General features: G+C 73.6%; 30 protein-coding genes. 15 read left to right on the top strand and 15 right to left on the bottom strand.

The annotated features are described in order from the left end of the window. The first annotated feature begins 86 nt into the window (after positions 1-86). The 3 genes from HCN08_RS29860 (at position 87) to HCN08_RS29870 (ending at position 2,530) form a co-directional block, all read left to right on the top strand. Positions 87-884 (top strand): GNAT family N-acetyltransferase, encoded by a 798-nt coding sequence (locus HCN08_RS29860; protein WP_167986425.1) that lies wholly within the window; start codon positions 87-89, stop codon positions 882-884. Positions 885-926: 42 nt separating this feature from the next. Next, positions 927-1,604 (top strand): MOSC domain-containing protein, encoded by a 678-nt coding sequence (locus HCN08_RS29865; RefSeq protein WP_167986426.1) that lies wholly within the window; start codon positions 927-929, stop codon positions 1,602-1,604. Between the two features lie 143 nt (positions 1,605-1,747). Further along, the gene (locus HCN08_RS29870; protein WP_167986427.1) at positions 1,748-2,530 is read left to right on the top strand and encodes an SDR family NAD(P)-dependent oxidoreductase; all 783 of its coding nucleotides are present in this window, start codon (positions 1,748-1,750) and stop codon (positions 2,528-2,530) included. A 207-nt stretch (positions 2,531-2,737) separates the two neighbouring features. Here HCN08_RS29870 and groL read toward each other — a convergent pair whose 3' ends face one another. Both groL and groES read right to left on the bottom strand, forming a co-directional pair. Continuing rightward, a complete protein-coding gene (gene groL / locus HCN08_RS29875; protein WP_167986428.1) occupies positions 2,738-4,363 on the bottom strand; it encodes a chaperonin GroEL in 1,626 nt (541 codons plus the stop codon). A 129-nt stretch (positions 4,364-4,492) separates the two neighbouring features. Further along, entirely contained in the window at positions 4,493-4,801 is a 309-nt protein-coding gene (groES, locus tag HCN08_RS29880) for a co-chaperone GroES (RefSeq protein WP_167986429.1), read from the bottom strand. A 420-nt stretch (positions 4,802-5,221) separates the two neighbouring features. On the opposite strand from groES, the gene HCN08_RS29885 reads away from it, so the two are divergent. The 8 genes from HCN08_RS29885 to HCN08_RS29920 all read left to right on the top strand — a co-directional run bounded on the left by HCN08_RS29885 (position 5,222) and on the right by HCN08_RS29920 (position 13,475). Further along, positions 5,222-5,938, top strand: coding sequence for an XRE family transcriptional regulator (locus tag HCN08_RS29885; protein WP_240970562.1), 717 nt, complete (start codon positions 5,222-5,224; stop codon positions 5,936-5,938). Between the two features lie 15 nt (positions 5,939-5,953). Further along, complete coding sequence (locus HCN08_RS29890) at positions 5,954-7,144, top strand: M20 family metallopeptidase (protein WP_167986431.1); 1,191 nt, start codon at positions 5,954-5,956, stop codon at positions 7,142-7,144. Between the two features lie 137 nt (positions 7,145-7,281). Beyond that, positions 7,282-7,455 carry a hypothetical protein gene (locus HCN08_RS29895; protein ID WP_167986432.1) on the top strand — a complete coding sequence of 58 codons (174 nt, stop codon included), beginning with the start codon at positions 7,282-7,284 and terminating at the stop codon, positions 7,453-7,455. Positions 7,456-7,554: 99 nt separating this feature from the next. Then, positions 7,555-9,303, top strand: coding sequence for an asparagine synthase-related protein (locus HCN08_RS29900; protein ID WP_167986433.1), 1,749 nt, complete (start codon positions 7,555-7,557; stop codon positions 9,301-9,303). After that, complete coding sequence (locus tag HCN08_RS29905) at positions 9,297-9,593, top strand: PqqD family protein (protein WP_167986434.1); 297 nt, start codon at positions 9,297-9,299, stop codon at positions 9,591-9,593. The genes HCN08_RS29900 and HCN08_RS29905 overlap by 7 nt, the downstream gene beginning before the upstream one ends. Then, positions 9,590-10,006, top strand: a complete 417-nt coding sequence (locus HCN08_RS29910; protein WP_167986435.1) for a lasso peptide biosynthesis B2 protein — start codon at positions 9,590-9,592, stop codon at positions 10,004-10,006. Before HCN08_RS29905 ends, HCN08_RS29910 begins: the two co-directional genes overlap by 4 nt. A 182-nt stretch (positions 10,007-10,188) precedes the next feature. After that, positions 10,189-12,075 carry an ATP-binding cassette domain-containing protein gene (locus HCN08_RS29915; RefSeq protein WP_322974777.1) on the top strand — a complete coding sequence of 629 codons (1,887 nt, stop codon included), beginning with the start codon at positions 10,189-10,191 and terminating at the stop codon, positions 12,073-12,075. Between the two features lie 236 nt (positions 12,076-12,311). Further along, positions 12,312-13,475, top strand: coding sequence for a class I SAM-dependent methyltransferase (locus tag HCN08_RS29920; protein ID WP_167986511.1), 1,164 nt, complete (start codon positions 12,312-12,314; stop codon positions 13,473-13,475). Here the strand turns inward: HCN08_RS29920 and HCN08_RS29925 are convergent. Both HCN08_RS29925 and HCN08_RS29930 read right to left on the bottom strand, forming a co-directional pair. Beyond that, positions 13,465-14,082: a hypothetical protein gene (locus HCN08_RS29925; RefSeq protein WP_167986436.1), complete on the bottom strand. Its 618-nt coding sequence runs from the start codon at positions 14,080-14,082 to the stop codon at positions 13,465-13,467. The two genes, HCN08_RS29920 and HCN08_RS29925, sit on opposite strands and share 11 nt — an antisense overlap. Positions 14,083-14,195: 113 nt before the next feature. Next, complete coding sequence (locus HCN08_RS29930; RefSeq protein WP_167986437.1) at positions 14,196-15,695, bottom strand: MFS transporter; 1,500 nt, start codon at positions 15,693-15,695, stop codon at positions 14,196-14,198. Positions 15,696-15,874: 179 nt separating this feature from the next. On the opposite strand from HCN08_RS29930, the gene HCN08_RS29935 reads away from it, so the two are divergent. Continuing rightward, positions 15,875-16,534 carry a TetR/AcrR family transcriptional regulator gene (locus HCN08_RS29935; RefSeq protein WP_167986512.1) on the top strand — a complete coding sequence of 220 codons (660 nt, stop codon included), beginning with the start codon at positions 15,875-15,877 and terminating at the stop codon, positions 16,532-16,534. Between the two features lie 11 nt (positions 16,535-16,545). Here the strand turns inward: HCN08_RS29935 and HCN08_RS29940 are convergent, their stop codons facing one another. From HCN08_RS29940 to tsaB, 4 genes are all read right to left on the bottom strand, one after another. After that, a complete protein-coding gene (locus tag HCN08_RS29940) occupies positions 16,546-16,809 on the bottom strand; it encodes a hypothetical protein (protein ID WP_167986438.1) in 264 nt (87 codons plus the stop codon). Continuing rightward, positions 16,806-17,909 (bottom strand): tRNA (adenosine(37)-N6)-threonylcarbamoyltransferase complex transferase subunit TsaD, encoded by a 1,104-nt coding sequence (gene tsaD / locus HCN08_RS29945; protein WP_167986439.1) that lies wholly within the window; start codon positions 17,907-17,909, stop codon positions 16,806-16,808. Before tsaD ends, HCN08_RS29940 begins: the two co-directional genes overlap by 4 nt. 16 nt (positions 17,910-17,925) lie before the next feature. Beyond that, entirely contained in the window at positions 17,926-18,435 is a 510-nt protein-coding gene (rimI, locus tag HCN08_RS29950) for a ribosomal protein S18-alanine N-acetyltransferase (RefSeq protein WP_167986513.1), read from the bottom strand. An 83-nt stretch (positions 18,436-18,518) separates the two neighbouring features. Further along, positions 18,519-19,184, bottom strand: a complete 666-nt coding sequence (tsaB, locus tag HCN08_RS29955; protein ID WP_167986440.1) for a tRNA (adenosine(37)-N6)-threonylcarbamoyltransferase complex dimerization subunit type 1 TsaB — start codon at positions 19,182-19,184, stop codon at positions 18,519-18,521. A gap of 100 nt (positions 19,185-19,284) precedes the next feature. Here tsaB and HCN08_RS29960 point away from each other — a divergent pair, with 100 nt between their 5' ends. Further along, entirely contained in the window at positions 19,285-19,830 is a 546-nt protein-coding gene (locus HCN08_RS29960; protein WP_322974779.1) for a hypothetical protein, read from the top strand. Positions 19,831-19,908: 78 nt separating this feature from the next. Here HCN08_RS29960 and HCN08_RS29965 read toward each other — a convergent pair whose 3' ends face one another. The 4 genes from HCN08_RS29965 to alr form a co-directional block, all read right to left on the bottom strand. After that, positions 19,909-20,073 (bottom strand): hypothetical protein, encoded by a 165-nt coding sequence (locus HCN08_RS29965; RefSeq protein WP_167986441.1) that lies wholly within the window; start codon positions 20,071-20,073, stop codon positions 19,909-19,911. Between the two features lie 138 nt (positions 20,074-20,211). Next, positions 20,212-20,760, bottom strand: coding sequence for a tRNA (adenosine(37)-N6)-threonylcarbamoyltransferase complex ATPase subunit type 1 TsaE (gene tsaE, locus HCN08_RS29970; RefSeq protein ID WP_167986442.1), 549 nt, complete (start codon positions 20,758-20,760; stop codon positions 20,212-20,214). A gap of 43 nt (positions 20,761-20,803) precedes the next feature. Continuing rightward, a complete protein-coding gene (locus HCN08_RS29975; protein WP_322974780.1) occupies positions 20,804-22,018 on the bottom strand; it encodes an alpha/beta fold hydrolase in 1,215 nt (404 codons plus the stop codon). Positions 22,019-22,036: 18 nt separating this feature from the next. Further along, positions 22,037-23,176, bottom strand: coding sequence for an alanine racemase (gene alr, locus HCN08_RS29980; RefSeq protein WP_167986444.1), 1,140 nt, complete (start codon positions 23,174-23,176; stop codon positions 22,037-22,039). Between the two features lie 72 nt (positions 23,177-23,248). Here alr and HCN08_RS29985 point away from each other — a divergent pair, with 72 nt between their 5' ends. Both HCN08_RS29985 and HCN08_RS29990 read left to right on the top strand, forming a co-directional pair. Beyond that, entirely contained in the window at positions 23,249-23,668 is a 420-nt protein-coding gene (locus HCN08_RS29985) for an SRPBCC family protein (RefSeq protein ID WP_167986445.1), read from the top strand. Continuing rightward, the gene (locus tag HCN08_RS29990) at positions 23,665-24,165 is read left to right on the top strand and encodes a MarR family winged helix-turn-helix transcriptional regulator (RefSeq protein WP_167986446.1); all 501 of its coding nucleotides are present in this window, start codon (positions 23,665-23,667) and stop codon (positions 24,163-24,165) included. Before HCN08_RS29985 ends, HCN08_RS29990 begins: the two co-directional genes overlap by 4 nt. A 4-nt stretch (positions 24,166-24,169) precedes the next feature. On the opposite strand, the gene HCN08_RS29995 is transcribed toward HCN08_RS29990, so the two are convergent. The 3 genes from HCN08_RS29995 to HCN08_RS30005 are packed head-to-tail and all read right to left on the bottom strand — an operon-like array spanning position 24,170 to position 25,826. After that, on the bottom strand, positions 24,170-24,499 hold the full coding sequence (locus HCN08_RS29995; RefSeq protein WP_167986447.1) for a MazG-like family protein: 330 nt from the start codon (positions 24,497-24,499) through the stop codon (positions 24,170-24,172). A 32-nt stretch (positions 24,500-24,531) separates the two neighbouring features. After that, entirely contained in the window at positions 24,532-25,353 is an 822-nt protein-coding gene (locus tag HCN08_RS30000; RefSeq protein WP_240970563.1) for an endonuclease/exonuclease/phosphatase family protein, read from the bottom strand. Next, entirely contained in the window at positions 25,350-25,826 is a 477-nt protein-coding gene (locus HCN08_RS30005; RefSeq protein WP_322974781.1) for a dTMP kinase, read from the bottom strand. The genes HCN08_RS30000 and HCN08_RS30005 overlap by 4 nt, the downstream gene beginning before the upstream one ends. Positions 25,827-25,854: the final 28 nt, after the last annotated feature.

Below are 25,854 nucleotides of genomic sequence, written 5' to 3' on the forward strand. Positions count from 1 at the left end.
GGCACCCCACCCCCACCTCGCCGCCCACCCCACCGGCCAGCAAAAACGCCTTGGCCCGCGCCCAGCGAAGTGCTCCAATACCCCCGATGAACACCACCCACGCCCTCGCCCTCTTCGACGACCAGATGCGCCGCAACGCCCCACCCGACACCCCCACCCCCCGCCTCGACCGCACCCCCCACCTCACCCGCCAAGTCGGCCCCGCCCCCCACGACTGGACCGGCATCCTCTGGTCCGACCTCGACGAGCACACCGCCGACGAAGCCATCGCCGCCCAACTCGCCTGGCTGCGCACCCCCGAAGCCGCCGGCCGCGAGTTCGAGTGGAAGACGTACTCCCACGACCGCCCCGCCGACCTCGGCACCCGCCTCGAAGCCGCCGGCTTCACCCCCGAACCCCCCGAAACCCTCATGCTCGCCGACGTCCACGAGATCGCCGCCGCGACCCAGGACGCCCACCTCCCGGCCGGCGTCCACCTCGAACCCGTCACCGACGCCAAGGGCGTCGACCTCGCCGCCGACGTCCACGAAAAAGCCTTCGGCACCAGCGCCGCCCGCCTGCGCGCCCGCCTGCTCGACCAGGTGGAGCACCACCCCGAGACGGTGAGCATCGTCGTGGCGATGGCCGACGACGAGCCGGTATGCGCGGCGCGCATGGAGCTGACCCCGGGCACGGTGTTCGCCGGCCTGTGGGGCGGCGGCACGGTCGAGGCCTGGCGCGGCAAGGGCATCTACCGCGCCCTGGTCGCCCACCGGGCGCGTATCGCCGCGGCCCATGGGTATCGCTACCTCCAGGTCGACGCGTCCGACCAGAGCCGCCCCATCCTGGCCCGCCTCGGCTTCGCGGCAGTGAGCGTGACGAGGCCGTACGTGATCACGCCCTAAAAAAATGCGGCAGCAACCCCCCAGCCAGCCCGAGAGGAAGCCATGCAGCTGCTCAGCGTCAACGTGGGCCGCCCTCAGCCGAACCCGTGGAAGCGCCTCGCGGCGACCGGCATCGACAAGCGCTCGGTCGACGGCCCCGTCGCGGTGGCGGCCCCCGGGCCGAAGGGCACGGGCGCGGTCGGCCTGGCCGGCGACCGGGTGTACGACGTCAAGCACCACGGCGGCGACGACCAGGCGGTGTACGCCTACGCCCGCGAGGACCTGGACCGCTGGGAGAAGGAGCTGGGCCGCACCCTCCCCAACGGCTCCTTCGGCGAGAACCTCACCACCACCGGCTACGACGTGAACGCCGCGCTCATAGGCGAGCGCTGGCGCGTCGGCGGCCCGACCGGCCCGTTGCTTGAGGTCTCGTGCCCGCGCATCCCGTGCGCGACCTTCGCCGGCTGGCTGGACGAGCGCGGCTGGATGAAGCGCTTCACGCAGGCCGCGCTGCCGGGCCCGTACCTGCGGGTGATCGAGCCGGGCGAGCTCGCGGCGGGCGACGCGGTGCGGGTGGTGCACCGCCCGGAGCACGACGTGACCGTGGAGCTGTGCTTCCGGGCGTTCACCACGGACCCCGACCTGCTGCCGCGGCTACTGGTCGCGGACGCGCTGCCGCGCGAGGACGTGGCGTCGATCAACCGCCGTCTGGCGAAACCAAGGGCACAGCCCCAGCCATAGAACCAGCCACCGCCACCAGCAACCGGCACCGCCACCAGCACCAGCACCAGCACCAGCACCAGCACCAGCAACCCCCGGCCCGCCCCGGCGAGTACGACGGCGTAGCCACGTGACACCCCCACCGCCCCCGTACGCTGCCCTCCATGACGACTTCCCTCATCACGGGCGCAACAGCAGGCATCGGCGCGGCGTTCGCCCGCCGGCTGGCCGCCGACGGCCACCACCTGGTGCTGGTCGCCCGCGACTCCGTACGCCTCGCCGAGCGCGCGCAGGAGCTGCGCGGGCGCCACGGGGTGGACGTCGAGGTGCTGCAGGCCGACCTGACCACGGACGGCGGGATCTCCGCGGTGGAGGCCCGGCTGCGCGGCGGCCCGCTGCCGCCGGTGGACGTCCTGGTCAACAACGCGGGCTTCGGCCAGCGCGGCCGGTTCCTCGACGCCCCGGTCGAGGAGGAGCTGCGGATGCTCACGCTGCACTGCGAGGCCGTGCTGCGGCTGACCGCGGCTGCGGCGCGGGGGATGCGGGAGCGCGGCCAGGGCACGGTGATCAACGTCGCCTCGGTCGCGGCGTTCATGCCGCGCGGCACGTACGCGGCGAGCAAGGCGTGGGTCGTGCGCTTCACCGAGGGCGCGGCCCTCGACCTGCGCGGCACGGGCGTACGCTTCCTGGCCCTGTGCCCCGGCTTCGTCCGCACCGAGTTCCACGAACGCGCGGGCATGGACGCCGAGCGCCTGCCCCGTATCGCCTGGCTCGACGCGGACAAGGTCGTCGCGGCGGGCCTGCGCGATCTGGCCCGGGGCCGCGTCGTGAGCGTGCCGGACGCCCGCTACAAGGTGGCGGCGGGCCTGGCCCGCCACATCCCGTCCCGCCTCTTCGGCGCGCTCTCGACGACGGCGGGCCGCCGCTACGACCCCAAGACGCAGTAGCCCACCGCCAGAAGATCGCGCAACGCCGGGAATCAGCACCCCGTAGCGCAGAAACAGCGACAGAAACAGCGGCAGAACCGGCTACAGAACCGGCGACAGAACCGGCGACAGGAACAGCGACAGAACCGGCGACGCCCGCCGCCCCCGGCGAGGGGGCAGCGGGCGTACGCGTACGGTCCCGGCGTGCGGTCCCGGAGAGGATCGGGCTCAGTGCGAGTGACCGTGCCCGTGGCCGGCCGCGGCCTCCGGCTCCTCCTCCTTCTTCTCCACGACCAGCGTCTCGGTCGTGAGCAGCAGGGAGGCGATCGACGCGGCGTTCTCCAGCGCGGAGCGCGTGACCTTCACCGGGTCGATGACGCCGGCCTTGACCAGGTCCACGTACTCACCGCTCGCGGCGTTGAAGCCGTGGCCCTTGTCGAGCTCGGCGACCTTGGAGGTGATGACGTAGCCCTCCAGGCCGGCGTTCTCGGCGATCCAGCGCAGCGGCTCGACCGCGGCGCGGCGGACGACGGAGACGCCGGTGGCCTCGTCGCCGTCCTTGCCCAGGTTCTCGCCGAGGACCTTGACCGCGTGCACGAGGGCCGAGCCACCGCCGGAGACGATGCCCTCCTCGACGGCCGCGCGGGTCGCGGAGATCGCGTCCTCCAGGCGGTGCTTCTTCTCCTTGAGCTCGACCTCGGTGGCCGCGCCGACCCGGATGACGCACACGCCGCCGGCGAGCTTGGCCAGCCGCTCCTGGAGCTTCTCGCGGTCCCAGTCGGAGTCGGTCGTGGAGATCTCGGCCTTGATCTGGGCCACCCGGCCGTCGATCTCGGCCTTGTCGCCGGCGCCGTCGACGATGGTGGTCTCGTCCTTGGTGATGGTCGCGCGGCGGGCGGTGCCCAGCAGGTCCAGGCCGGCCTGGTCGAGCTTGAGGCCGACCTCCTCGGCGATGACGGTCGCGCCGGTGAGGGTCGCGATGTCGCCCAGCATGGCCTTGCGGCGGTCACCGAAGCCGGGCGCCTTGACGGCGACGGCGTTGAACGTGCCGCGGATCTTGTTGACGACCAGCGTGGACAGGGCCTCGCCCTCGACGTCCTCGGCGATGATCAGCAGCGGCTTGGAGCCACCGGCCTGGATGATCTTCTCCAGCAGCGGCAGCAGGTCCTGGATCGAGGAGATCTTGCCCTGGTGGATGAGGATGTACGGGTCGTCGAGGACGGCCTCCATCCGCTCCTGGTCGGTCACGAAGTACGGGGACAGGTAGCCCTTGTCGAAGGCCATGCCCTCGGTGAACTCCAGGTCCAGGCCGAAGGTGTTGGACTCCTCGACGGTGATGACACCGTCCTTGCCGACCTTGTCCATCGCCTCGGCGATGAGCTCGCCGACCTGCTTGTCCTGCGCGGACAGCGCGGCGACCGCGGCGATGTCGTCCTTGCCCTCGATGGCGCGGGCGGTGGCCAGCAGCTCGTCGGAGACCGCCTTGACGGCCGCGTCGATGCCCTTCTTGAGCGCCGCGGGGGACGCGCCGGCCGCCACGTTGCGCAGGCCCTCGCGGACCAGCGCCTGGGCGAGCACGGTCGCGGTGGTGGTGCCGTCGCCCGCGATGTCGTTGGTCTTGGTCGCCACCTCCTTGACGAGCTGGGCGCCCAGGTTCTCGTACGGGTCCTCCAGCTCGACCTCACGCGCGATGGTGACACCGTCGTTGGTGATGGTCGGGGCGCCGAACTTCTTGTCGATGACGACGTTGCGGCCCTTGGGGCCGATGGTCACCTTGACGGTGTCGGCGAGCTTGTTGACGCCGCGCTCCAGGGCGCGACGGGCGTCCTCGTCGAACTTCAGAATCTTGGCCATGCCTGCGAACTACCTCGTCTATTCCGTCTGTACGAAAGAAGCTGGAAGGAGCCGGAGCAAGCCGCCCCGGGGACCCGGCCGCAAGGACTCGGACACCCGGGGCGGGATCGCGGCTGTGCAGCCGGGGAGTTACTTCTCGACGATCGCGAGGACGTCGCGGGCCGAGAGGACGAGGTACTCCTCGCCGTTGTACTTCACCTCGGTGCCGCCGTACTTGCTGTAGAGCACGACATCGCCGACGGATACGTCGAGCGGCAGCCGCTGGCCGTCCTCGAAGCGGCCCGGGCCCACGGCCAGGACGACGCCCTCCTGGGGCTTCTCCTTGGCGGTGTCCGGGATGACCAGGCCCGAGGCCGTGGTCTGCTCGGCGTCGAGCGGCTGGACCACGATGCGGTCCTCGAGCGGCTTGATGGCAACCTTGGTGCTGGCGGTCGTCACGATCCGACCTCCCCCTTCAAAGGGCTCACGGGAGTGTCTGTCAGGGTCGGCGACCTGGTAGGCCCGTCGTCGCGGGTGCCGGACCTGCCTCGTCGCTGAGTTCTGGCACTCAGCGGTGCCGAGTGCCAGAAGTGAGCGTAGGCCGCTCTTAGCACTCGGTCAAGCGGAGTGCCAGCGCCGCGCGTGCCGCGCATGGCCTGCCGGGACGGATTCCGCCCCTCCGGGCGGTTCGGTGCCGCAGCGCCCGCTGTGCCGCAAGGTGGGTGTCCTCCGAGGTGGGTGTCCTCGTAAGGGCCCTCTGAATCGCCGACGGGCGGGGAAGACTGCGGGTACATGCCGCTGGATGGAGAGGGGGCGGTGGCCGTGGCTGCGGTCGGCAGCTCCGATTCGGCACTCAAGCGGGCCAGGGGGGCGCGGAACTTGACGCTGGAGGAGGCCGCCGACGCTCTGAACGCGATCACCGGCGGTGCGACGGACGCGAGCTTGATGAGCGCGTGGGAGTCCGGGCGGCGCCGGACCGGCAAGCGGAACCGGGCCGGGCTGTGCCGGCTGTACCGCGAGCGCCCGGAGGTGCTGTTCGCCCATCAGGACGGCGCGGCCACCAGCGTGCTGGAGACCTCCGGCACGGCCGTGGTGGTCAAGGTGCTCACCCGCTGGACCGACTTGGTCGAGGCGATGGTGGACGTCGCCGCCGGGGCGCGCGAGCACCTGGTCGTCACCGGCTCCCGGTCACGCGAGAAGGCGTATCTGGCGGCGATCGAGACGGCTGTGGCCCAGCACCCGGATCTGGTCCACTACCGGGTGCTGTACGGCCCGCCGCGGCACCGGGCTCTCGCCGACCACCTGGCGCGGCTGCTGGAACTACGCGACCCGTCCGCGCGCCGCAACGGGGTCAAGACGCTGCACATCGGGATGGTGGAGCCGGCCGAGGCGCTGGAACGCTTCTTCGTTGCTTCGGAGACCGCCGCGGTGGTGCCACTGCCGTCGTTCCACGGGGCGGAGGGGTTCGACTGCGGCGTCTTACTCGGTCGCGAGGCGGCGGTGGGTCTGGTCCACCATGGGCGGGAGGCATGCGCGTCCGCGCGGCCGGTGGAGACGATCGAAGCTGTCCGTGCGCTGCCGTTACGGGACAACTGACGTGGTGGGAGAAGCGTGAGCGAGAACCTTCAGCGGCCGGCCGAGGCCCGTACGGTGTCCGTGGTCGAGCTGGCCCAGGAGTTGATCCGGTGCCCGAGCCGGGCCGGGATCGACGACTACGGGCCCGTCCTTTCCGTGCTGGAGGACTGGCTCGCCGCCCGCGATCTGCCGCACCGACGCCTGACCGACGACGAGGGCGCCTTGGTGGGACTGCTCGTGGAGATTCCCGGCGGGCGCACGGGGCCCTGGTGGACGCTGGACGCGTGCGTGGACACCGCCCCGTACGGCGACGAGAGCGCCTGGTCCTTCCCACCGGCTTCCGGCGACATCGTGGACGGATGGCTGCTCGGCCGTGGCTCGTCCGACTCCAAGCTCGCCGCGGCGATGTTCTGCCACATCGCCGCCGACCTGCTGCCCCGTGCCGCTGACCTGCACGGCGGGCTCGCCGTGCTGCTGGACGTCGACGAGCACACCGGCGGCTTCGGCGGCGCCCGTGCCTACCTTGCCGATGAGGCCGCGGCCCGCCCGGCCGGGGTGATGATCGGCTACCCGGGGCTGGACGAGGTCGTGGTCGGCGGCCGGGGCCTGTGGCGGGCCTCCCTCGCCGTGCACGCCCCTTCCGGGCACTCCGGGTCCAGCAAGACCGTGGTCGGTGCCATCTCCCGCGCCGCCCACCTCGTGCGGCTGCTGGACGCCGCCGACCTGCCCGGCGTCGACGGCGCCTCGGCGTTCCCGCTGCCGCCGAAGCTGTCGATCACGTCCTTCCACGGCGGCCAGGGCTTCTCCGTCACCCCCGACCGGTGCGACCTGAACATCGACGTGCGCACCACCCCGGCCTTCGACGCCCACGACGCCGAGACGCTCGTCCGCAAGGCCGTCGCCGAACTGGATGCGGAGCTGCCCGCCCCGACGCCCACCGAGGTCACCCCCATCGCCACGTGGCCACCCTTCCGTCTGGCCGAGGACGAGCAGCCTGCTGCTGCACTGCTGAACGCCGCCGCGGATGCGGGGCTTGCGGTGCGGCCGAAGACCGCGGGGCCGTCGAACATCGGTAACCTGCTTGCCGGGGAGGGAATCCGGGCCACGGCCGGATTCGGTGTGCCGTACGAGGGGCTGCACGGCATCGACGAGCGTGCCCACCTCGCCGAGCTCCCCGCGGTGTACGCCGTCTACCAGCGAGCCGTGCTCGGCCTCCTTGGGGACTGACGTCCCAGGCCCGTCCCAGTTTTCTCCCAGCTCCACTCCCAGCAAGTCCCCATCTCCGTCTCTGGGAACGGATCTCCGGTCGCGGTGACATAGAGGCAGCACCAGCTCGCATCCACCGATGACAAGGGAGGCCGGTCATGGCCGAGCAGACCACCGTCACCACCACGCCCGCCGTCACCACCGAGAAGCCCGCCGGGGCGCCGAGCACCGGCGGCTTCGCGCCGCAGATCAGCACCCACCCGGTGGCGACCCTCACGCTGGGCCGCCAGACGTTCAACGACTCGGACAAGTCGAACTACTTCGAGGGCTGACGCAGCCCGCAGGACCTGACCGAGCACCCCGGGGGCCGGCCGTACGACGGCCGGCCCCCGGACGCGTCACAGGGGCTGATCGAAAGGGGAGGCGCACGGATGGAACGGGAGCGGATGACCGGCGGCAGCGCCGCCGGGGACGGATTGGCGATCGACGGGCTCGGCGACGTCCGGCGGGCTCCGGGCACCCGGGTACAGGCGGTCACCGAAGGGCCGGTCGTCCTCGCGGTCGTGGGCGACTGCCCGGTCACCGAGCAAGAACTGCATGCCGCGCTCGCGGCCGTACGGGCGAGGCGGTGGGGCGAACTGACCCGGTGGCCGGGATCGTACTGGGTCGTCGCGGACGATGGGCGGCAGCGGTTCGTGTGCGGCGACCTGGCCGGTGTCCGGGCCGTGCACTACACGCTGCCCGGCGGCGAAGGGGCGGCGTGGGCGACGCAGGCCCACTTCCTGGGGCGTCCGCTGGTGCCGGATCTGCCGTGGCTGGCGGCCCGGCTGACGGTGGGCGGGCACCACTGGCCGCACCGCGGCCCGTACGAGGAGATCAGGCTGGTGCCCGGCGGGTTCGGGCTGCTGCTCGCGCCCGGGGCGCCGCCGCAGCTCATCGACATCTCCGGCGTCGATGCGGTGGACGAGCTACGCGAGGGTGCCGACCGGTTCGGGCGGGTGCTCACCGAGGCTGTCCAGCACCGGGTCCGTGCCGCCGGAGGGGTGGTGGGGGCGGACCTGTCCGGCGGGCTGGACTCCTCGGCGGCCGTCGTGCTGGCCGCCGACGCCGGGGACGTGCACGCGGTGACTTACGCGGACGGGTACACCAGCGGCGAGGACATGGCGTTCGCCTCCCACGTCGCCGAGCACACCGGGATCGCGCACACCGTCGTCCTCGGCACCGACGAACAGCTGCCGTTCTCCTTCCCGGCCGGGCAGCCGACCGGGGGCGAGCCGGTGCTGGAGGCGGCGATGTACGCCATGGACGCCTCGTATCTGCACCCGGTGCGCGGGCTGCCGCTGCACCTGACCGGGCACGGCGGAGACATCGTGCTCGACTCCTCGTCAGCGTGCTGGGTGCGGCTTGTCCAGGACGGTCGACGCCGCGAGGCGCACCGCCAGGTCGTGGCGTTCGCCCGGCTCCGCAACACCGCCCCGGGCCCGTACTGGAAAGCCCTGAAAGAGGCCGCCGACCTGGGCCGGAGCGGCTCTCTGGAACGCGCGGCGCGGGCCCTGGAGCGCGGGCCCGTCACGCCTCAGGCCGCTGTGGCCGGCTGGTCGTGGTGCCGTCTGGGGGCCGGGGCTTCCTGGCTGACCGGCTACGGCCGCCACCAGGTCTCGGCGCTGCTGCGGCAGACTGCCCAAGACCAGCAGCCCGAGCTGGCGGATGAGTTCGACCAGTGGGCCGTACTGCGGTCGGCGGGCGCCTCGGCCCGCGGCTGGGCCCCGTACGGTGCCGCCCTCGGCGTCCGGCCGGTGTACCCGTACCTGGACAACCAGGTCGTCCGCGCCGCCTTCGCCGTGCCGGCCCTCGCCCGGCGCGGGCTGGTGACCTACAAGCCGCTGCTCCGTGCGGCGCTGCCCGAGCTCCCGGATTGGCTGACTTCCCGGCGCTCGAAGGGGTCGTTCACCGCCCAGCGCATCGCCGGACTCGCCCGTCACCTCGGCCGGCTCACCGAGCTGATCGCCTCCAGTCCGCTCGCGGACGCCGGACTGATCGACCCTGCGGCCGTCAGTGCCTCGCTGGCCCAGGCGGCCCGGGGGCAGAGCGCCATGGTGATCGCCGACCTGCACCAGCTGATCGTGACGTGCTGGTGGCTGAGTGGGCAGACGACCGGGAGGGAGGCGGCGGCATGCTGACCCCCGCCCCGCACGTCCATCACGCCACGGGCGCCTACGGCACGGTGGTGCTCGACGTCCGGCGCGGAGTCTGGCTGATGCTCGATCCGGACGCCTCCCGGATCTGGCATGCCGTCACCGTCTGCGGCGGCACGGCCGGGCTCGCCGACGAGATCGCCGTCCCCACCGGCCAGGACCCGCAGCAGGTCAGGGTTCAGATCGCCGCGTTCATCGAAGGGCTCGTGGCCGCCGGCGTGCTCGTCGACACCGACCGGCCCCGGCGAGCGCGGCGAAGGTGGTGGCGCCGATGACGGTCATGGTCCCCGCTGCCCGGCCCACCGCCCCGGTGCGTGACCGCTTGGTGGCCGCCGCCGCACTCGCCGTCTCCCTGGTGATGAGCCGGTTGCCGCTGCGTTGGCAGATCGCCGCCGTCCGTCTCCTGCGCGGCCTGCCGTACGCGCGCCTCGCCCGGCTGGAGGCCCTTCACGCCGCGGTGCAGGCGGTGATTCCCTCCTGGTGGCCGGGCCGGATCGCGTGCATGGAGATCAGTCTCGCCGCCGTCATCGCGACGGCCCTCACCGGCCGCCAGGCCCGCTGGGTGCTCGGCGCCCGCTTCCTGCCGGACGCCGCACATGCCTGGGCCGATGTAGCCGAAGGCGCGGTCGGCCGCGACATCGGCGACGCCGTCGACCGGCCCTGGACGCCGGTCCTCGCCGTGCCGTAGACGTCCCTTCACTGCTGTGGCCCGGGGCCGGTCCGAGCGTCCCCGCCCCGGGCCACAGCCTCACTCGAATGAGTGGAAGCCGGGCTCCGAGGCTGACGGCTGGGTGGGGCGGCCAGGGGTGTTGCGGAGGACGCGGAACAATCCCGTTGCCCGGTGGCCGGGTTCGGCTCCCTCATGGCCTCGTGAGTTCTTCCGTACTCCCGTCGTCCGTCGCCGGCGCGGGGCAGCCGCCCGTGATGCGCCTGGCCTCCGACCGGCACTTCGAAGCGAGCGTCAACCTGTCCACGTGGGCGATGGCGCGCCGTCTCCCCGGCGCTCTCGCCGAGGCGGCTCGGCTCGGTCGGCGCACCGACCGCCGCGCGGTCCGGGCCCTGCTGATCTGCCAGATCGGCGCTGCCGCCCTTACCGCGACCGCGCTGGCGGCCACCACCCGTGTGCTGGCCGCCGTGTTCGGCGGCGGTGACATCGCCGCCGGGCTGCAACAGAGCCTGACCGCTGTGGTGGTACTCGCTCTCGCCGCCTGTGGCCGCTATCTGCTCGACGCTGCTGCCCGCGGGGCAGCGGCCCGGCTCGCGCCGAAGGCCGTACGCGAAGCGGACCTTGAGGTCATCACGGCGGCGACGGCCGCCGAGCTGGTGGCGTACGAGGACCCGGACTTCGAGGACGCGCACGCCGCCGCTTGCGACGGCGCGGAGAAGACCGGCGACCTCATCCTCGACGCCCAGCTGCTGACCTCGGCCGCCGCGCAGCTGGCCGCCGCCGCCACGGTCGTCACCGTGCTGCACCCGGTGATGCTGCCGCTGCTGGTCGCCTCGGTCATCCCGTGTGCGTGGGGTGCGGTCCGTGGGGCGCGGATCGAGCATACGGCCCACCACCGCAACCTCGCCGACGCCCGGCTCCGCAGCGTCTTCCGGTCGTACACCACCGAGCGGAACACCGCTGACGAGGTCCGCGCGGGCACCATGGCCGGCTTCCTCATCCGGCAGTACCGCATCGTCTCCGGCCGCCTGGAGGCAGAACAGCTCAAGGCCACCCGCAAGGCCCTGGTGGTGCAGGGCGTCGGCGATGCCCTCACCGCCGTCGGCACCGCTGCCATCTGGGGTGTGCTCGTACTGCTCATGGCCGCCGGCCGCATGGAGCCGGCCGCCGCGGGGACCGCCGCGCTGGCGGTGCGGACCTCCGGAGCAGCGCTGGCCACCACGGTCCGGGCCGGGGCCCGGCTGTTCCGCATCTCCCTGTCGCTGGACGACTGGGCACGCTTCCTTGCTGTGGCCAAGCCGTGGACGACCTGCCGCGGTTCGGCTCAGGTTGCTGAGGACGGGCCGCAGGTGATCACCGCCACGGACGTCTCCTTCACCTACCCCGGGGCCGACCGGCCCGCGCTGGACGGCATCAACCTGGACCTCAAGCGCGGTGAGGTCATCGCGCTGGTCGGCGAGAACGGCGCCGGCAAGAGCACCCTCGCCCGGGTGCTGACCGGGCTGTTCCTCCCCACCGGGGGCTCGGTGCGGTGGGACGGGATGAACCTGGCGGATGCCGACCCGGCCGGGGTGCTGTCCAAGGTGGCGCTCGTGCCGCAGGACTACACCCGCTGGCCGCTGGCCGCCCGGGAGAACATCACCCTCGGCCAGCCCCGCCCCGACGGCGACACGGCCGTGCACGCCGCGGCCGAGGCGGCCGGCGCCGATAGCGTCATCGCCGCGCTGCCGCACGGGTTGGACACCTCACTGGCCCGCTCCTGGTGGGGCGGTCACGACCTCTCGGGCGGGCAGTGGCAGCGCGTCGCGGTCGCCCGAGCCTTCCACCGCGACGCGCCCGTACTGGTGATGGACGAGCCGACCGCCGCGCTCGACGCCCGCGCCGAGCACCGTATCTACACCAGGCTCAAGGCACTCGCCCACGGGCGGGCCACGGTCTTCATCACCCATCGCCTGGCCAACACCCGCCTCGCCGACCGCATCGTCGTCCTCGACCAGGGCCGCGTTTCCGAGACGGGTACGTATGACGAGCTGATCGACCAGGCCGGCGGCTTCTTCCAGATGTTGAAGTTGCAGGAAGACAGGGACTGATCCCTTCGCTCACCTGCGAGAACGGGGGTCGGAGAGGCTGGAGCGGCCCGGCGGTGCCCTTCTTGCCGTGGCTGCCGCTGCCGGGCATCCGGACCGATGTGGCGTGTACAGGCCATCCACGGAGCCCACTGCGAACTCGACGACCGGGTGCGGCTGCACCCGGCAGACGCGGCGGCCGGCGAACCGGGCGGCGGCAGCCCCGGCACAATGGGCGGGTGACGCCCGAGGACCTTGACATGCTGCTCAGCGACGAAGGGCAGGAACTGCTCGCGCGGCTGCGGGAGCACGACCCCGCGGACGACCTGGCGGTGGCGACGCGGCTGCGGCGGACGCACGACGCCGGGCTGGTCGCGGCGGCGCTCACGCAGGCGCGGCTGCGGCAGCGCGGGGCGGCGAAGTTCGGGGCGGACGCCGGGCGGATGTACTTCACGCCGCACGGCCTTGAGCAGTCCACGCGGGCGCCGGTCGCCGAGCACCGGGCGCGGCGGTTCGCGGCGTACGGGCCGGGGGCGGTGGCGGACCTGTGCTGCGGGGTCGGCGGGGACGCGCTGGCGCTGCTGCGCCATGGGCTGACGGTCACGGCGGTGGACCGCGATCCGCTGACGTGCGCGGTGGTGCGGGCGAACGCCGAGGCGCTGGGGCTGGCGGAGCGGCTGGAGGTCGTGTGCGGGGACGTCACGGACGTCGGGGCGGGCGGCCGGGAGGGCGTCTTCGTGGACCCGGCGCGGCGGACCGCGCGCGGCCGGGTGTTCGACCCCGAGGCGTACTCGCCGCCGCTGTCGTGGGCGCTGGGCACGGCCGCGGCGGGTTCACCCGGGGCGGTGAAGGTCGCGCCGGGCATCCCGCACGAGGCGGTGCCGCCGGCCGCGGAGGCGGAGTGGATCTCGGACGGCGGCGACGTCAAGGAGGCGGTGCTGTGGTTCGACGCGGGAGGTGACCGGGTACGCCCCGGCGCCCGCCGGGCGACCCTGCTGCCCTCCGGCGCCACCCTGACCGGCCGCGGCCTGCCCGACCCGCCCGTACGCCCCGTCGGGCGCTACCTCTACGAGCCGGACGGCGCCGTGATCCGCGCGCACCTGGTCGCCGAGGTCGCCGAGGAGCTGGCCGGCGGCCTCATCGACCCGACGATCGCCTACGTCACGGCGGACGAGCTGCGCCCGACGCCGTACGCGACCGCGTACGAGATCACCGACGTGCTCCCCTTCCACCTCAAGCGCCTCAAGGCCCTGGTGCGCGACCGCGGGATCGGCGTCCTGACGGTGAAGAAGCGCGGCTCCGCCGTCTCCCCGGAAGACCTGCGCCGCCGCGTATCCCCCCGCGGCCCCAACTCCGCCACCGTCATCCTGACCCGCACCGCCGGCACCCCAACAATGCTCCTGTCCCACCCCGTCACCCCCTGACCACCAACCCCTCCCCAAGCCTGGCCACCAGCCCCTCCCCAACGCCCGGGAACCGCGAGCCCGCCCACTCCCCGACGCCCCGCAGAAAGCCGCGCAACTCCTCCTGCACCCCCCGCAGCACCGCCGGCAGCTCGGCCACCACAACCTCCACCGCCGGCCCCTCGGGTGCCTCCGCCGCATCCCGCCCGTCCGGCCACAGCCGTACGACGTCCCCACCGTGCTCGAACCGCGGCGCCGGGTCGTGTCCGAGCCACAACGTTTCCCCGTCGATGACGTCGTACCACTCCCGCCAGTCCTCCAGCCCACAGCAGCACCCCGGCTCGACGGTGACCCCGGTCGCGGTGTCGTGGAACCGCAGCCCACCCGGCGCGAGCACCGTCTCCGCCTCCGCAAGCCGCCGCACCAACGCCTCCCCGTCCCCCGGAACGCCCTCGCCGTCATCCACCCGCGCGTTGTACCCGGCGAGCATCGCCACCGCACTCCCCACCCAAAGCCCCGACATCCCCCCCGACACCGGAACAAACCGACAGGACGCCACCCCGACCACCGGCCAGAACCCGAACTCACCCACGTCCGTCGTCTCCAGCACGGGGCTCACGATCAGCACGGCGGCACTCCCGGTCGGCGGATGGAGCAGCAGGCTCGCACGGGGGTTCGGGTGGGTGCCAGCGGGTTAGGGGGTGGGCGGCGGGCCTTGGGGGTCCGCCGCCCGGGGGGGCGTCAGAGGGAGTTGGTGGCGGTGGCGGGTTCCGGGGTGGGCTGGTCCTCGGGGTGGTCCTCCGTCGTGTGGGAGTTGGTGAGGCTCAGGGCGCCGCCGACGCCGATGATCGCGACGATCGCGGCGATGACGGCGTAGGTGATGCGTTCGCCGTGGAAGAAGGAGGCGACCAGGGCGGTGCTCCAGGTGCCGGACGGCAGGGTTGTGGTGACCAGGGCGGCGATCAGGGTGCCGACCAGGGCGGTGCCGATGCTGGAGCCGACCTCCTGGGCCGTGTCGTTGAGGGCCGCGCCGATGGAGGTGCGGTTGGCCGGCATCGCGTCGACGAGGGCGACCGCGCAGATCGTCATGACGGTCCGCAGCCCGATGGTCATCAGCACCATGCAGACGGCGATCGCCGCGTACCCGTGGTCCACGCCCCACGACAGGCCGGCCAGCGCGCCGGCCAGGAAGGCCGCGCCGACGAGGCAGGCCACGCGGTGGCCGAACCGGCGGGCGAGCCATTCGGACAGCGGGGTCGCCAGCAGCATCGTCGCGATCATCGGCAGGTTCGCCAGGCCTGCCCGCACCGGGCTCCACCCGTAGGCGTACTGGAAGTGCAGGATCAGCCCGAACATCACGCTGGCCATCGCGACGGACGTGCCGATCTGCGCGATGGCGGCGCCGCGGACGGTGCCGTTGGAGAAGAGCGCCAGGTCCAGCATGGGCGCGGCGCTGCGCCGCTCGTGCCGTACGAAGGCGAACCCGGCGGCAAGCGCGCCGGCGATCGAGGCGAGGGTGATCGCCGAGCGCCAGCCGTGGTCGACGCCGCTGGTCAGCGAGTAGCAGGCGAGCCCGATCGCGGTCACGCTCAGCGCGGCGCCGGGCAGGTCGAGCGCGTCGCGGGTCAGGTCCTCGGGCCGGTCGGCCGGGACGCCGAGCCGTACGCCGACGCACGCGAGCACCGCGATGGGCGCGTTGACGACCAGCAGCCACTCCCACCGCACATGCGCCAGCGCGGTGCCGCCGAGCAGCGGGCCGAGCACGAAGCCGGACATGCCGACGACGATCATCACCGTCATCGCCCGCATCCGCAGCGCCTTGTCGTCGAACAGCCGGAAGACCAGCGAGTTCGTGATCGGCGCCATCGCCGCCGCGGCGACACCGAGCGCGGCCCGCAGCGCGATGAGCTCGCCCGCGGTGGTGACCAGCAGCACGCACAGGCTCAGCGCGCCGAACACGCCGAGCCCGACGAGCAGCACCCGGCGCCTGCCGAGCCGGTCGGCCATCGACCCCGCGGTGAGCAGCAGCCCGCCGAAGGTGAGCGAATACGCCCCGGTGACCCATTGCAGCGCGGTCGTCCCGCTGCCGAGGTCGCGGCCGATCGTGGGCAGCGCGATCGACAGCAGCGTGTTGTCCACCATCTCGACGAAGAACGCCAGGCAGAGGGCGGCCAGGGGAATCCACGCCGCCCGCAGGGACGGGTAGGCGCGGGACGGGTGGTGCGGCGTGGCGGTCGTCATGGCAGTCCTCCTATCGAACGCGGTTCGGCTATCGAACACCGTACGATGAGCTACGATAGAACAACGTTCGATACGACGCAAGATCGCGAGGGATGTGAGCCATGGCACGCCCCCAGAGCCGCACCGCCGAGGCCCGCCGCAGCCGCCACCCCGACGGCCGCCGCCGGGCCTCGCACTCGATGGAGTCCGTGCTCACCGAGGCCGTCGCGCTGCTGGACGAGGCCGGCGCGCAGGCGCTCACCTTCCGGGCCCTCGCCCAGCGCCTCGGCGGCGGCGTGGCCAGCATCTACTGGTACGTCGCGAGCAAGGAGGAGCTGCTCGACCGCGCCACCGACCACGTCATCGGCACGGTGCTGGCCGACATCGAGCGCCTCCCGGCCCTCGACGACCCGATCGACGACCTGCGCGCGATGGCCCTGACGCTCTTCGACGCGATCGTGGACCGGCCGTGGCTGGGCGCCTACTTCATGCGCGAGACCGACGTCCAGGGCAACTCCCTGCGCCTGTACGAGAAGCTCGGCGAGCCGACCCTCCGCCTCGACCTCACCGCCCGGCAGCGCTTCCACGCGGTGTCCGCGGTCGTGGGGGTCGTCGTCGGCTCGGCCGTCGACCTGGGGCAGGAACCGCCGCAGGAGGTGCTGGACGGCGCGGTGAACCGCGAGGACTTCCTGCACCGCTACGCCCAGGCGTGGCGGGAACTGGACCCCGCGGAGTTCCCGTTCGTGCACGAGATCGTCGACGAGTTCGACGGGCACGACGACGTCGACCAGTTCCGCTCGGCGCTGGAGCTGACGCTCACCGGCCTGCGGCTGCAAGCCGGGACCGGGACCGGGGCCTGAGGCTCGGGGCCCTAAGGCTCCGCCACCTCCACGGAGGTGAAGCGCCAGCGGTGGACGTCCCGGCGGACCAGCTCCGCCGGCGGGGCGGGCAGCTCCACCGCGGCGGACCGCGCCGGCCACCAGGTCAGGACGAGGACCCGGTAGCCCGGCGCGGTGAAGAACTCCCGCCGCAGGTAGCCGGGCGGCCCGGCGGCAGCCGCCTCCCGGGCCCAGGCCAGCAGCTCGGGGCCGCGGCCCGGCGCGCCCGCGGCCTCCCACATCAAGGTGACGGTCATCCGTAGAGGTTGCCTTCGCTGACCTCGTGCGTATGGGTGTGCGTGCCCCCGTGCGTGTGCCCCGGCACGGACACCTCCGTCACCGGCAGGGACGAGTCCGCCGGCAGGTCGAAGGTCGAGGCCGCCCGGCCGCGCGCCACCATCTCCGCGCCGAGCGCCGCGACCATCGCCCCGTTGTCCGTGCACAGCCCCGGGCGCGGCACCCGCAGCCGTACCCCGGCGTTCTCGCAGCGCTCCATCGCCAGCGCGCGCAGCCGCGAGTTCGCCGCGACACCGCCGCCGATCATCAGGTGGTCCACGCCGTTGTCCCGGCACGCCCGCAGCGCCTTGCGGGTCAGCACGTCCACGACGGCCTCCTGGAAGGACGCGGCGACATCGGCCACCGGCACGTCCTGCCCGTCCCGGCGGCGCGCCTCGACCCACCGCGCCACCGCCGTCTTCAGGCCCGAGAAGGAGAAGTCGTAGAGCGGGTCGCGCCCGCCGGTCAGCCCGCGCGGGAAGGCGATCGCAGCGGGGTCGCCGTCCCGCGCGTACCGGTCGATCGCGGGCCCGCCGGGGAAGCCGAGGCCGAGGACCCGCGCGACCTTGTCGAACGCCTCGCCGGCCGCGTCGTCGATGGTCGAGCCCAGCGGCCGTACGTCCGAGGTGATGTCGGGCGCGAGCAGCAGCGAGGAGTGCCCGCCGGAGACCAGCAGCGCCATCGTCGGCTCGGGCAGCGCGCCGTGTTCGAGCTGGTCCACGCAGATGTGCGAGGCCAGGTGGTTCACGCCGTACAGCGGCTTGCCGAGCGCGTACGCGTACGCCTTCGCCGCCGCGACCCCGACGAGCAGCGCGCCGGCCAGGCCGGGACCTGCGGTGACGGCGATGCCGTCGAGGTCGCTCGCGGCGACGCCGGCCTGCTTGAGGGCGCGCTGGATGGTGGGGACCATCGCCTCCAGGTGCGCGCGGCTGGCGACCTCGGGGACGACGCCGCCGTAGCGCGCGTGCTCGTCGACGCTGGAGGCGACGGCGTCGGCGAGCAGGGTGTGCCCGCGCACGATGCCGACGCCGGTCTCGTCGCACGAGGTCTCGATGCCGAGCACGAGGGGTTCGTCTGCCATGGGTTTCTCGGGTTCCTCAGCCGTTGTCCGGGTTCGGGGTCGGGTCCGCGGGGTCGGCCGGTTCCGCCGGCGCCACCGCGTCCGCCGGGTCGGCGCGGCGCATCACGAGCGCGTCGACGTTGCCCGGCTGGTAGTAGCCCTTGCGGATGCCGATCGGCGTGAAGCCGAAGCGTGCGTAGAGCCGCTGGGCGCGCGTGTTGTCCACCCGCACCTCCAGCAGCACCTCGTGGCACTCCGCGTCGGTCGCCGCCCGCAGCAGCGCGCCGAGCAGCCGGGCGCCGAGCCCGGTGCCCCAGTGGTCGCGGGCCACCGCGATGGTCTGCACGTCGCCGGTGTCGGCGACCGCGGCCAGCCCCGCGTAACCGACGATACGACCGCCGGGCGTCTCGGCGACGAGGTACGTCCGGGTCGCCGCCGGGTGCCGGGTGTCGGCCAGCTCGGACCAGAACATGCCGCGCGACCAGGCGTCGTCCGGGAAGAGGTCGTGTTCGAGGCCGAGCACCCGGTCCATGTCCCACCACCGCATGTCCCGCAACTCGACCTCGCCGACCGCCTCCGGCGGCGTACGGGCCGTCGTACCGGCGTCCGCGGCGGCCTCGGGGGCGTCGCTCACGTCGGCAGGACCGCCTTGTAGCCGGCCGGCACCTGCGCGTCCGGCCGCCGCAGGTACAGCGGCAGCGGCGGCAGGAACGCCTGCCCGGCGGCGAGCCGGTGCGCGGCGAGCGCGGCGAGCGCCCCGGCGGACTGGTGCGCGGGGTCGGGGCGGCGGTCCGGGAAGTGCTCGGGGTAGAGCGCGGCGCCCGCGCCGACCGCGGGCAGCGCCCGTACGTCGCCGGGCAGGTCGGCCGGCCGGTCCACGGCGGGCTCGGTGACGCGCGCGCCGGGGCCGTCGTAGCGGGCCCAGTAGACCTCTTTGCGGCGCGCGTCGGTGGCGACGGTGAAGGGCCCGTGCAGCCCCGCCTCGCCGGCCGCCCACGCGAGCCCGTCGAGCGTGCACAGGCCGTGCACGGGCACGCCCAGGACGTCGCCGAAGGCGGTCGCGGTCACCAGGCCGACCCGCAGGCCGGTGTACGGGCCGGGCCCGACGCCGACGACGACGCCGGTGACGTCGGCCAGCGCACGCCCGGCGGCGCCCAGCACCCGGTCCACGGCGGGCACCAGCAACTCGCCGTGCCTGCGCGCGTCGACGACCGTGGACTCGGCGAGCACCCGCTCCCCGTCGTGCAGGGCGGCGGTGACGGCGGGTGTGGCGGTGTCGAAGGCAAGCAGCAGCACGCCCCCAGGGTACGGGCACGGTCCGCGCCCCGGCCGCGGCGGTCTCCGCTGCTGCTACCGTCAACGGGGAGCGAGCGCGCAACCCGAGGGGAGGACACCCGTGGCAGTCAAGGCCGGCACCATGGTCACCGGGTTGACCGCGGCGGCGATCGCCGTCATCGCCGTGCTGGCGGCGCAGGCGTCGGGCTCGGCCCCCAAGACACCGGCGGCGGCGCATTCGGCGACCCCGCCGAAGAAGACCGCGACGGTCAAGCCGACACCGAAGACGTTCCCGCTGCCGCTGCACTCCGGGATAGGCAAGCGCGTCGTCTACAGCCTGGCGCTGCAGCGGGTGTGGCTGGTGGACGGGACGCAGGTCGTACGGACGTATCCGGTGGTCGCGGGGAACGTGAAGCCCAGCAAGGGGCTGCACCACGTGTTCTTCCGCCGGGACGTGGGCGTGGGCGGCGACGGCAAGCAGGTCGAGCACACGGTGCTGTTCGCGATGACGAACGGCGTGAACATCGGCTTCAGCGCGGCCGTGGACGGCTCACTGGACAAGCCGGACCCGAAGAAGCAGAACGCGGCGATCCGGGCCTCGCGGGCGGACACCGCGGCGCTGTGGCAGTTCGCGACGATGGGGCTCGCGATCGAGGTCATGCCCTGAGCGCGCGGAAGCGCGCCCGAGGCCCCGGCCTCCGTGGATTCACCGACGCCCCGGCCTCCGTGAATTCACCCTGACGGGCTAGGCCGCGTCCTGGTCGGGCACGTGCGGGCGAGCCGCCGGCCGGGGTGCCGGCTGCGCGGGCGCGGGTGGCGGCGTGGAGACCCGGCGGGCCGCCTCCGCGGCGGCGAGGAGGTCCCGGAAGGTGGGCGCGGGCAGGGAGCGGGGCTGGTCGTCGGCCGGCATGGTGCCTCCCCGAACGGTGGAAGTTAGGCAGCCCTAACCAGGCGCCTGGAACCAGGACATCACGGGTGCCCGTCCGTGCGCAACATCTTCCCGACAGCCTGTCGGTTCATTCCCCTCGCGGCCCCGCCCGGCGCGCGCTCACGCCTCCAGCAGCGGCGCGAGGTCCACCAGCGCCCAGCGCGGGCCCACGCCCGTCACCGTCACCACGCGCGCGTCGTCGTCCGCGTCCGGCGTCGTACCGACCGTGCGCTCGATCACGACCTGGAGCCGCGCCTCCGACAGCTCCTCGACCTTGCCCTCGCCCCACTCCACGACCACCACCGACTCCGGCAGCGACACGTCGAGGTCCAGATCCTCCATCTGGTCCAATCCGCCGGCCAGCCGGTAGGCGTCCACATGCACGAGGGCCGGGCCGCCGGTCAGGGAGGGGTGGACACGGGCGATGACGAAGGTGGGAGAGGTGACGGCGCCGCGCACGCCCAGGCCCTCGCCGAGGCCGCGGGTCAGCGTGGTCTTGCCGGCGCCCAGCTCGCCGTTGAGCAGGACGAGATCGCCGGGCCCCAGCAGCGGGGCGAGCCGCCGCCCCAGATCGCGCATGCGCTCGGCGGTTCGTACGGTGACGCGGACGGCGGTCGTCGGCCGGTCCTGCGTGCCCGTCGGGTGCAGGTCCTCGTGCGGTGTGCCCATGTACGGGAAGCCTACGCGCCGCCTGCCGCCCGCCGGGCCCGTGTCACCCGCCGTACACCACCTGTGCATCGCCTTGCGTGCGGCTCTCGGCCAGTTCCCGCAAGGCCGCGCCGACCGGGGCGCGTACCGCGTCCGCGGCCTGCGCGATGAGCCGGGCGAGTGCCGGGTCGACGATGTCGGGCCGCTCGAAGGTCACCAGGTGGCCCGCGCCGGGGACGACGACCAGCTCGGCCGCCGGCAGCTTCTCGGCGATCTCCGTGCTGTGCGCGCTCGGCGTGAGCAGGTCCTTGTCGCCGGCGAGCACCAGCGCGGGCAGCCCGTCCAGCACGGCGAGCGCGTCGCCCTTGTCGTGCTCGGTGAAGGCCGGGTAGAACTCGGCGACCACGTCGATCGGCGTGGACTCGATCAGCCGCTCGGCGAACCGGGCGACCGAGGGCTCGACGTCCGAGCCGAACGAGTAGCGCTTGATGACCCCGGCGAAGAGCTCGGCGGTGGCCTTGCGGGCCCGCTCGACGAGGTCGGCCTGGCTGCCCATGACCTTCAGCAGCCCCGGCGCGACCGCCCGGAAGGCCCGCGCCCCGACCGCCGGCAGCCCCAGCGTCACGGCCGCGAGCTTGCCGGACGAGGTCGACACGAAGGCCACGCCCGCGACGCGCTCGCGTACGTACTGCGGGTACTGATCGGCGAAGGCCATCACCGTCATGCCGCCCATGGAGTGGCCGACCAGCACCACCGGGCCCTCGGGGCAGGCCGCGTCGAGCACCGCCTTGAGGTCGCGGCCCAGCTGGTCGATGGTCGCCGGGCCGCCCGCGGCCTGGTCACGGCCGCGCTCGCTGCGGCCGTGGCTGCGCTGGTCCCAGTAGACGGCCCGCACCGTGCCGCGCAGGGCGGCGCGCTGGAAGTGCCAGGAGTCCTGGTTGAGGCAGTAGCCGTGGCTGAAGACCACGGTGAGCCGCGGCGGGGACGCGTCCGGGGCGCCGCGGCGCTGCCGCAGCCAGCCGCGCCGGGGCGGCTCAGCGGCGGGCTCGTCCGGCTCGGCCTCGTCGACCTCGTAGTAGAGCTCCGTGCCGTCCTCCGCGACGGCCGTGCCCGCCGTGCCGCGCAGGGCGCCGTACGGGCCCGCCGCGTCGAGCGCGAGCTGCGCCTTGCGGCGTACGCCCCGGCTCACGGTCAGCCGGTCGATCGCCACGCCGGCGGCTGCTCCCGCCGCCGCCACGCCGATCACCGCGCCCACCAGACCCGCCCGTTCCCATCGCACGCCGTCTCCCACGGCTCGTCACACCCCGCCGTATACCCGCGGAACGCGGCTGCCCACGCGGGTGACGATCTCGTACGCGATCGTGCCGCACGCCCGCGCCCAGTCCTCGGCGGTGGGCTCGCCGCGGTCGCCGGGGCCGAACAGCACGGCCTCGTCGCCCGGCTCTGCGCTGTCGCCGCCGAGGTCCACCACGAACTGGTCCATCGCCACCCGTCCCGCCACCGTCCGCCACTTCCCGGCCACCAGGACCGGCCCCGCGCCGGACGCATGCCGCGGCACACCGTCTGCGTACCCAACGGGCACCAGCGCAAGCGTCGTCGGCCCGGGCGTGACGTAGTGGTGCCCGTAGCTGACGCCGTGGCCGCCGGGCACGGCCTTGACGCTCGCGAGCCGCGCGGCCAGCGTCATCACCGGCCGCAGCCCGAAGTCCGCGGGCCCGCCGACCTGCGGCACCGGCGAGATCCCGTACATCGCCACGCCCGGGCGGACGAGGTCGAAGTGCGACTCGGGGAGGGTGAGGGTGCCCGGCGAGTTGGCGATGTGCCGCACCTCGGGCTCCAGGCCGGCGTCGGCGGCCTGCTCCAGCGCGGTGCGGAAGACCTGCAGCTCGCGGGTGATCGAGGGGTGGCCGGGCTCGTCGGCGCAGCTGAAGTGCGCCCAGACGCCGGTGACCTGGATGAGCCCGGCCTGCTCCGCCGCGCGGGCCGCCGCGGTGAGGCCGGGCCATTGCGCGGGCTGGGCGCCGTTGCGGCCGAGGCCGGCGTCGACCTTGAGCTGGACGCGGGCGGGGCGGCCGGCCTCCCGTGCCGCCGCGGTGACCTCCGTCAGCGCCCAGTGCGCGCTGACGGTGACGTCGACGCCGGCCTCGACGCAGGCGCGCCAGGGCCCGCCGGGCGTCCAGAGCCAGCACAGCACCCGCCCGCCGACGCCGGCCGCGCGCAGCGCCAGCGCCTCCTCGGGGGTGGCCACGCCCAGCCATGTCGCGCCCGCCTCCAGCGCGGCCCGTGCGCAGGGCACCATGCCGTGCCCGTACGCGTCGGCCTTCACCACCGCCATGAAGGCCGCGCCGGGGGCCTTGGCCCGCAGGGCGGCGACGTTCGCCCGCAGCGCCGCGAGGTCGATGTGGGCCCGGGCGCGCCCGCTCGTCATGTCGTTCATCCAGGTCAGTCTCTCAGGCGTGGGTCATGGTTGCCCTTGACGGCAGCAATAGTATGCGCGCATATTAATTACATGATCACCCTCGGCACCGCGCAGATCACGTCCACCGCGCCCCCCGACGCCTTCTTCGAGCGCTGGGCCGACATGGCGACCTGGCCCGAATGGAACACCGACACCGAGTGGGTGCGGCTCGACGGGCCCTTCCGGGCCGGCGCGAAGGGCGAGCTGAAGCCCAAGGGCGCGCCCAAGGTGCCCTTCCGGGTGACGGCCCTGGTCCCCGGCAAGGAGTTCACCGACGTCTCCAGCCTGCTCGGCGCGCGCCTCACCTTCCACCACGAGGTCTCCACCACGCCCGACGGCGCCACCCGGGTGGACGTGACGGTGACGTTGCGCGGCCCGCTGGCCCGTATCTGGAACCTGGCCCTGGGCAAGAACATCGCGGCGGCCCTCCAGCCCGACCTCGACCGCCTGAAGGCCCGGGCGGAATCATGAGCACGCCCCCCGCGGAGCCCGGCCCAGCGGAGCCCGGCCCCGCGGACCCGGGCAAGGGCCTGGCGACGGGCTTCGCCTCCGCGGACGAGAGCCCCGGCCTGCTGCTGTGGCAGGTGACGAACCGCTGGCAGGCGGCCCAGCGCGCGGCCCTGAAGCCGTACGGCCTGACCCACGTCCAGTTCGTCCTGCTGGCGTCCCTGGCCTACCTCCAGGCCGAGGGCACCCCGGTGACCCAGCGCCGCCTCGCCGACCACGCGGCGACCGACCCGATGATGACCTCCCAGGTCCTGCGCACCCTCGAATCCCGCGCCCTCCTGACCCGCGCCCCCCACCCCCACGACGCCCGCGCCCGCACCCTCACCCTCACCCAGGAGGGCGCCACCCTGGCCAACACCGCGGTAGCGGCGGCAGAAGCCTGCGACGCGGCCTTCTTCGCCCCCCTGGCCGCCACCACCCCCACCTTCACCGCCGCCCTCCACACCCTGCGCGCCCCCTGACTCCTTACGTGGCCCCGCCGGACGGCTCAATGCGGGCGACGATCTCCTGAAGCCGATTCCCGAACACCTCAGCCGGCTCCGCCGACAGCGTCGCCAGCGCCACGAACGTCGTCACCGCCACATCCACCAGCTCCTTGCGGACGTCGTCCCATGTGTGGGAGGCCCCCTTCCTCGGGTTCGCCCCCAACGCCCCGTGCAGCGCCTCCGCGACCTCCCCCACCTCCTCGCTGATCTTGAGCACCCGCAGCAGCCGCACGTCCTCCGCCCCCGCCCCGGCCTCATCGTCCAGCCACCGGCGGATACGGCTGATCTGCTCCCAGGTCTCGGCGTCCATCGCCATGTCCTCCTATGGGCCGTACGGGCGGTTCAGAACAGCACCGGCGCGAGCTCGCCGGCCTGCTTCGGGTCGGTCGTCGGCAGCAACCCGGCCGGGGCGACGGCCAGTTGCACGGCCAGCGCCGAGTGGTCGGTGAGCCGGCCCTCCATGACGCGCGGCTCATGAACGTACGAGCAACTGCGCAGGACTGCCGCGAGCCGGCCGGAGGTGTGCGCGTGGTCGTACCGGTAACCGTCCCCGGTCCTGCCGACCCAGGAATAAGCGAGCGCCGTAGGGTGCAGGGCACGGAAGGCGTCGGTGTATCCGGCGGCGGCGAACGCATCGTAGAAGGCGTATTCGAACGGCGCGAAGAAGCGGTAGCGCGGCGTGTGGCCGGGCTCCAGGACGTTGAAGTCGCCGAGCACGATACGTGCCCCGGTCCGGCCGTCGGGCAGCGTGGCGGCGCACTCCTTGAGCCACCGACGCTTCCGCTCCGTCTTCTCGGGCGAGGCGTCCCGTGACGGCACATACAGGCCGATCACGTCGAGCGGCCCGTCCGCGGTGTCCACGCTCACCGCGACGGCACGGTGCGGCAGGTAGGTGAGCGCGAATGGGGCCGGACGGGTCGCGAGGCGGCTGACGATCATCACGCCGCGCTCACCCCGCGGTGCGGGTCGCGGGAACGTCACCGCGTACCCCGCCTCGGCGAACCGCTCGGCAAGGAAGGCGCATCCCGCGCTGTCGGCGGTCTCCGTCAGTACGAGGAGGTGTTCCGGCCGCGCCGCTAGGTAGGCCAGTTGGCGTTCGGCGCGGGCCAGGCCCGGGTTGTTGAGGTTGAACGTGGCCACGCCCAGCGTGCCGGGCCTGCTCATGGGCTGCCCCTCATTCCGATGTCCCTGACGGCCGCGAGGACGCGGCGCGCGACGTCCTGCGGGCTGTCGGTGCTCGCATCGCACTGGACGACGCGTACGCCGGCGGCCATCAGGAACCTAGCGGCCTCGCGGAACGCGGCACATTCCCGTGCCGGGCCCCCGGGCGCGCGCTCGTACCTGCTGTGCGCTCCCCTGCTGGTGAGCCGCTTGTCCAGCACCTCCGCGCGAGCGTTGAGGATCACGGCCAGGTCGGGCATGTCGGCGTGGCGGTCGGCGGCGATCAGGCATGCCATCGTCAGGCCCCGGTAGTCGTCGGTGCCGTTGCGGGCGAGCCGGCCGAGCGCGGTGTCGCTGGGCTCCCGGGTCGCAAGCACGGCAGCGCCTGCGGCACGCAGTTCCTCGGCGACGAGCGCGGTGACGGTCGACTTCCCCACCCCGCCCGGACCGTCGATCGAGACGAACAGCCCGGTCACGACAGACCCACCACGGGCAGAGGGCGGG

Source organism: Actinacidiphila epipremni (assembly GCF_012034175.1).
Taxonomy (GTDB): Bacteria; Actinomycetota; Actinomycetes; order Streptomycetales; family Streptomycetaceae; genus Actinacidiphila; species Actinacidiphila epipremni.